Raw genomic sequence first — 5,905 nt, 5'->3', positions numbered from 1 at the left:
GGAGGGTGCGGAGCAGTTGCTGCGAGGCACCGTCAGCGCCCAGTGCCAGCACGCTGAGCGCGAAGTACAGCGAGGGGGATGACACCATCGCGTTGTCGACACCGTTGTTGCGCAGGCGCGAGGTCAGCAGTTCGGGGCCGATGGCATTGAGTGAGGTGCGCGCCCTTTGAAGGGCGGGCTGCTCAGCCGAGGCGGCGGCAGTGGCTGTGGCAGTGGCTGTGGCAGAGCCGAATACAAGGAAGAACAGGATGACGAGCCTGTGCACAGGGGTTTTCTCCGCACTTCAGTAAAGTGGACGGGTGATTATTTCCCCCCCGCTACGGCCCTGACCATGGGGTGAGCACCCCATTTTCGCCTGGCAACGAGCGCGACATCACCTGACCCGATGATGAATCCCGAGCCGACCGGAAAGACCTGCTCGGTCATCATCGCTGACGATCACGCCATCATCCGTGAGGCCATTCGTGATCTGCTGGACAACAGCGCCGCAAACGACAGCCGTCCGTACACGGTCGTCGCAACCGCTGAGAATGGTCTGGAAGCCATCGCTGCGGTGAAGGCCCACCAGCCGGATCTGTTGTTCCTGGATATCTCCATGCCGCTCGCCAGTGGCGCGGAGATCATCCACGATATCCGGCGCTGGAGCCCGGACACCCGGATCGCGGTGTTCACCGGCATCTCCGCCGCCGGGGTCCTGGCGGGGGTCGTCGAGGCCGGCGCCGATGGTCTGTTCAGCAAGGCGCTCCCGGCCCGCGACATGGTGACGAAGCTGCCCCTGCTGCTGAGCGGCGGCCGCTACGTCGCTCAGGAGTTCGCTGAACTCCTCCGCCGCGGGCAGCAATCGGGGGCGCTCACTGCCCGCGAGCGCCAGGTCCTCAACATGATCGTCGCCGGCAAGTCGAACAAGGAGATCGCCGGCGAGCTGTACATCAGTCCAAAGACCGTCGAGAAACACCGCGCCAGCGTGATGAACAAGCTTGAGGCGCACTCGGTGGTGCAGTTGATGGCCCGCGCCCTCCAGGACGGCCTGATCGATCCCTCTCCCGCATCCATGGGGTGAGAACCCCATGGGCATGGGGGGCTGGCTTCAGGAGAATGGGAGGCTAGGACGTTGTCGGCAATGCGCATGGATCCACCCGCGAGCGCCATCGCCCTCTGGCGCCATCGCCCGGGCCTCCCGGTGCTTGCCGGCATGGCGCTCGCGGCGGGCGAAGCCCGCGCGCTGACCATGGGCCATGTTCCCGACACCGGGGACGCCGTGTTCTATACCTTCTTCCTCACCGCCATCGCCTTCGCGGCCGCGATCATCACCGCCTACCAGGAATTCAGGTGGTTGGTCTATGTGCTGTTTTCCCTGCTCCTGTTGCTCAGCGTCGCGAGCCAGGACGGCACCCTCGCCCACCTGCTCGGGGGCGGAGATTTCGTGCTCTGGGTGGTTCCCTACCTGTGCCTTTCGACAACGACGGCCTTCGGCTACCTGGTGGTCGCCCTGCGCATCGAGGCACCCCACCCCCTGGCGCGCCTGCGCCCGCTCTTCCGCTGCCTGGCCCTGCTCACCGCCCTTCTGCCGCTCAGCAGCGTGCTGTGGCTGCAGCGGATCTCCCTGGTGACCATGTGGATCCCGTTGAACCTGCTGTTCTTCGCGATGCTGTTCACCCAGGCGCTGCCGCCGCTGACCTGGTCTGTCCGGGACCGCCTGCAGCGGCGGCTGACGCGGACCTTCCCGGTCGTGGTGGGCGGCTTCGCGATGGCGCTGCAGGTGGCCCATTTTTCCGGAGTGGGCTTCTCGCGTCCCCACATCAACCAGCTCAATCGCCTGACCCTGCTGCTGTTCGCGGTGTTTTCCCTGGCCATCGTGATCTGGCAGGTCGTCGCCGTCACCCGTGAGAAGACCCGCGCCGAGCGGCAGTCGCTGGTGGCGGAACGCAACGAGGCCCGGCTGAAACTGGCCCTGGCCGAGGCTGAAGCGGACTACCAGGCGGCCCTGTCCACCGCTTCGAGGCATCGATCCAGACTCGCCAGCGTGTCCCATGATCTGAAGCAGCCGGTCGCGGCGCTGCGCCAGGCGGTGGATCAGATGCAGCGCGGCGGCCGGGCACAGGACGCAGACAGGCTGTCGAGGGCGGTGGACTACGTGGCCAGCCTGGCAGGGGCCTACACAAGCGACAGCCGGGACGAACAGGATGGAGACCCGCCACCGGACGGGCCCGCCAGCGGGTCTGAGGTCGTCGCCGCCGGTATGTTCGCGCGCACCCTCGAGCAGATGTTCTCCGCCCAGGCTGTGGAACAGGACGTGCGCCTGCGTTTCATCTGCCCGGACAGCAGGGTCTGCGTCGAGCCGCTGGCAACGATGCGCATCATGGCCAACCTGATCGCCAATGCGCTCGCCCATGCCAGACCGACACGGCTGCTGGTCGGCTTCATGCCCCGCGGCGAGAACGTCGTCTTCCAGGTGCACGACGACGGCATCGGCATGGATGCGCCGACCCTGGCCAGGGTGAGGCAACAGGGCGTCAAGGGGGCGGACTCCGAAGGCGATGGCCTCGGACTGAGCATCGTCCAGGCGCTGTGCCGTGCCCAGGGGATGGCGTTCGAGTTGCGCTCGACTCCCGGCCGGGGGACCTCGGCCTACGTATCGCTGCCGAAGCATCAAGGCCACCACTGAGCGCCTGAACGGAAACGTCTCAGTGTTTTCTGGCCGACTTCAAGACAAGAATGGGGTCAATACCCCATTTTGCTCTCCTGTGGCCTTGCCTAGTTTGTGGAAGTGATTCGGGCAGGCCTGTGTTTTCGAACCCAGCCGGCAACGGACGAACTCAGATCAAGACCAAGGATTGAAGACATGATCGATTCAACGCGTTCTCGCTACCGGTTCATCACATCGGGAGTTTGTGCAATGAGCTTTCTCTGTGGGACATCGCAGGCCATGGCCGTACCACTCGATAACAGCCACATCGCACAGATCCGGGCCTTCCTGCCGATGGCCAGCGCTGTCCCCATGACTGAAAGACTGCCGATCGACGGTGAGTGGATGATCAACACCATCGGCAAGCGAATCCGGATCGAGGGCGGACGGGCCTATGCCATCGATCCCTGGGTGCACCTGTTTGTGCTGAAGATCCATCCCTCGATGGTGGTCCTCAAGGACATGCAAAGGACAGGGCCGGGTGAGTACGGCGGATACGATCTGCCGCTGATGGGGAGCTTCACCGGGCGTCTGCAGCCCGATGGTTCACTCAAGGTTTCGGTGCAGGGCACAATGATGCCGGCCCAGTACACGTTGCGTCCGGTCCGCATCGACGACCCAATGTCCTTCGACATGGAAAAGAGCGGGCAGTACGACGGACCGGGCAATGAAGAGGATCCCGGCTACGGCTATGAGCCGGAGCCGGAGTATGAACCGGAACCCGGGATGGGCGAGCCACCGGCCGACCCTGATGCCGGCGAAGCACCGGTCAGCCCATGGTGACTCCAATCGAACGAAATCGATCCCAGTGACAAGACCTGCAAAGAGCGCAAGAGCCGGCCAGGAGCGCCCACGGAGCAAGGCGTAAGAGGAGCCATGGCCACCACGACCCTGAAAAAGTTCACCACCATCCAAGAAATGTTCTCCACGACCCCGATCAAAACCGCCTTCCCCGTCTTCGCGGGCCTCCTGGTCCTGTCCCTGGCAGGCCCAGCCCAGGCGGGCAAAGACTGCGGTGGCCTCAATCAGAAGAGCTGCTGGAACATCAACCCCGCCAAGTGGTGCAACACCGGGCTCAAATACGTCGGCACCGGCAAGCCCGGCGACGGGCGCTGCGTGAAGCCCCGATCCAAGCCGGATCCCGTGGTCCAGCCCAAGCCCGAGCGGAAGCCGGCCTGCGGTGGCCTCAATCAGAAGAGCTGCTGGAACATCAACCCCGCCAAGTGGTGCAACACCGGGCTCAAATACGTCGGCACCGGCAAGCCCGGCGACGGGCGCTGCGTGAAGCCCCGATCCAAGCCGGATCCCGTGGTCCAGCCCAAGCCCGAGCGGAAGCCGGCCTGCGGTGGCCTCAATCAGAAGAGCTGCTGGAACATCAATCCCGCCCGATGGTGCGACACCGGGCTGAAATACGTCGGCACCGGCAAGCCCGGTGACGGACGCTGCGTGAAGCCCCAACCCAAGCCCGAGCGCAAGCCAGCCTGCGGGGGCCTCAATCAGAAGAGCTGCTGGAACGTCAACCCCGCCAAGTGGTGCAACACAGGGCTCAAATATTTCGGCACCGGCAAGCCCGGCGATGGGCGCTGCATCAAACCTGGAAGTGATCCCACGCCCGATTGCGGCGGCGAGAATCAGAAGAGCTGCTGGAACCCCAACCCCAGGCACTGGTGCGATGACGGCATGTCCTACAGCCCGGGCGTGCTACCGAACCAGGGCACCTGCTATCGCAAGCTGAGCAAAGCGGAATACAAGGCAGCCGCTAAAAGAATGTACGAAATCGTGAAGGCGCTGGGCGTGGAAAACCCGGCGTTCCGCCTGCGGACCTGCCTGCTCGTTCCAGGCAACCTGAGCCAGCTGAAAAACGCCATGAAAGAACGCTCGGAAAACGGAATCAACCGCATTCTTTCCATCTGCGGTGTCTCTCCCCAGGCCCTGAAATCCTATGGCGAGAGAGTTCTTGGCGCTCCACCGAGAACACTGGAGATCGGCCTTTCCGGCGGCGTGATGGCCGGTGCCGGGATCGAGGGCTCGATTTCCTACGCGATTCCGCTCGTACCCCGACCCGATGGCCGGTTCTTCCTCACCAATGGCCTCGGGGGCGGTGCCGGGCTGGCCGGTGGCGTGGATGTGACCGTCGGTCTCACCGTGGAAGAGATGCCGATTGAAGACTACGTTTCAGAGAAAGGCCGCAGCATCAACTTCTCAGGCAAGGCCCTCGCCGGAGGTGGCGTGTCGATCGATTTCCCCGAGCGCGACATCACACCGCACGGCTTCACCATCAGTGGGGGTGTCGGGGCCGGCGCGGAGTATGGGACTGTGATCTTCACGCGCGATGAGTACCTGAAAAACTGGTAACTTCGGGGTTGGGAATTGGCATCATGCCTGCCAGCAACCATCGGAGAGCGCCTGGCGATGGGGCTCGAGGCATTCATCCGGGGCATGGGGATGGAGGCCTTGGCCGGAGGTTACGTCGAGAAGTGGAATGATCGCTCCGAAAGGCAGAGCCTCCAGCGATGGAGACAGCATCGGCTCAGGCCGTTTTCGACCTAACTCGAAGCAGCCTGACGGCCTGATAAGGGGCTTAGAAACGCGACATTCCACTCACCCACAAGACTCCGATTCTCATCAAGCGTGAGGGGAATGGGCGGGAGACGAAGCCGCACGGCACCGCTGAGCGGTGCGTTATGGATCTTCACCGGGACGCTCTGCAAAATGCATCAGGACTCCCGCAGGATCCCAGACATGGGTGATAAGCAGGCCCCACGGCTTGAGATCCGGTTCAGCAACCTTTGTCCCCGGAAATTTTTCAACCAGCCCAACCGCCTGAAAATGGTCATACCACGCCTGGGCAGAATTGACCATGAAGTGCAGCATCAGACTATGAGCATAGTTATTGTGTTTTTTTTGGCAGCAGCAGAAAGCGGTAACCGAACAAGGTGTCGATTTCGCAAACTTCGCTGTCATCCCAATTGACGCGAAAACCCATGCTGGGGTTCCCCCGATTTCGTGGACACCGATCAAGGGTTCACGGGAGTGAGTGTAGGGGCAACGATGCATCGCTGCTCAAAGTCGATCGGGCTGATGTAACCGATCGTTGAATGGCGGCGCTCGCGGTTGTAATACCCCTCAATCCAGAAGGCAAGATCGCGCTGCTGCTCTCGGGGTTGAGATCAGGACTTCTGACTAAAACTGTTACCCCTTGGGTGTGGGGCTTTCACA

Annotated in this window: 6 protein-coding genes and 1 pseudogene; 4 read left to right on the top strand and 3 right to left on the bottom strand. The window is 62.9% G+C overall.

Annotation, left to right across the window (positions count from 1 at the left end):
* Window positions 1-265, bottom strand: a 265-nt coding sequence (locus FPZ61_RS15245) for a hypothetical protein (RefSeq protein ID WP_185467459.1), incomplete at its 3' end; no start/stop codon positions are given.
* Window positions 266-388: 123 nt separating this feature from the next.
* On the opposite strand from FPZ61_RS15245, the gene FPZ61_RS15240 reads away from it, so the two are divergent.
* From FPZ61_RS15240 to FPZ61_RS15225, 4 genes are all read left to right on the top strand, one after another.
* Entirely contained in the window at window positions 389-1,060 is a 672-nt protein-coding gene (locus FPZ61_RS15240; RefSeq protein ID WP_221630219.1) for a response regulator transcription factor, read from the top strand.
* 66 nt (window positions 1,061-1,126) lie between these two features.
* Window positions 1,127-2,665 carry a HAMP domain-containing sensor histidine kinase gene (locus tag FPZ61_RS15235; protein WP_185474896.1) on the top strand — a complete coding sequence of 513 codons (1,539 nt, stop codon included), beginning with the start codon at window positions 1,127-1,129 and terminating at the stop codon, window positions 2,663-2,665.
* Window positions 2,666-2,926: 261 nt separating this feature from the next.
* Complete coding sequence (locus tag FPZ61_RS15230; protein WP_185474895.1) at window positions 2,927-3,469, top strand: hypothetical protein; 543 nt, start codon at window positions 2,927-2,929, stop codon at window positions 3,467-3,469.
* A gap of 93 nt (window positions 3,470-3,562) precedes the next feature.
* Window positions 3,563-5,041, top strand: a complete 1,479-nt coding sequence (locus tag FPZ61_RS15225; RefSeq protein WP_185467463.1) for a hypothetical protein — start codon at window positions 3,563-3,565, stop codon at window positions 5,039-5,041.
* A gap of 327 nt (window positions 5,042-5,368) precedes the next feature.
* Here the strand turns inward: FPZ61_RS15225 and FPZ61_RS15220 are convergent, their stop codons facing one another.
* Together FPZ61_RS15220 and FPZ61_RS15790 are read right to left on the bottom strand one after the other, a co-directional pair.
* Window positions 5,369-5,650: a hypothetical protein gene (locus FPZ61_RS15220; RefSeq protein ID WP_185467464.1), complete on the bottom strand. Its 282-nt coding sequence runs from the start codon at window positions 5,648-5,650 to the stop codon at window positions 5,369-5,371.
* A 53-nt stretch (window positions 5,651-5,703) separates the two neighbouring features.
* A pseudogene (locus FPZ61_RS15790) lies at window positions 5,704-5,820 on the bottom strand (IS3 family transposase); the annotation flags it as partial.
* Window positions 5,821-5,905: the final 85 nt, after the last annotated feature.

Origin of the sequence: Synechococcus sp. BSA11S (genome assembly GCF_014224355.1) — a bacterium.
Taxonomy (GTDB): domain Bacteria; phylum Cyanobacteriota; class Cyanobacteriia; order PCC-6307; family Cyanobiaceae; genus Regnicoccus_A.
Note: the sequence above shows the minus strand (reverse complement) of the source record. Positions and strands in the feature narration are given on the sequence as shown.

Coding starts and splice junctions, on each gene's coding strand:
- FPZ61_RS15230 (WP_185474895.1), top strand. CDS start 2,927: ATGGCCGTACCACTCGATAACAGCCACATCGCACAGATCCGGGCCTTC.
- FPZ61_RS15225 (WP_185467463.1), top strand. CDS start 3,563: ATGGCCACCACGACCCTGAAAAAGTTCACCACCATCCAAGAAATGTTC.
- FPZ61_RS15235 (WP_185474896.1), top strand. CDS start 1,127: ATGGATCCACCCGCGAGCGCCATCGCCCTCTGGCGCCATCGCCCGGGC.
- FPZ61_RS15240 (WP_221630219.1), top strand. CDS start 389: ATGAATCCCGAGCCGACCGGAAAGACCTGCTCGGTCATCATCGCTGAC.
- FPZ61_RS15220 (WP_185467464.1), bottom strand. CDS start 5,650: ATGACAGCGAAGTTTGCGAAATCGACACCTTGTTCGGTTACCGCTTTC.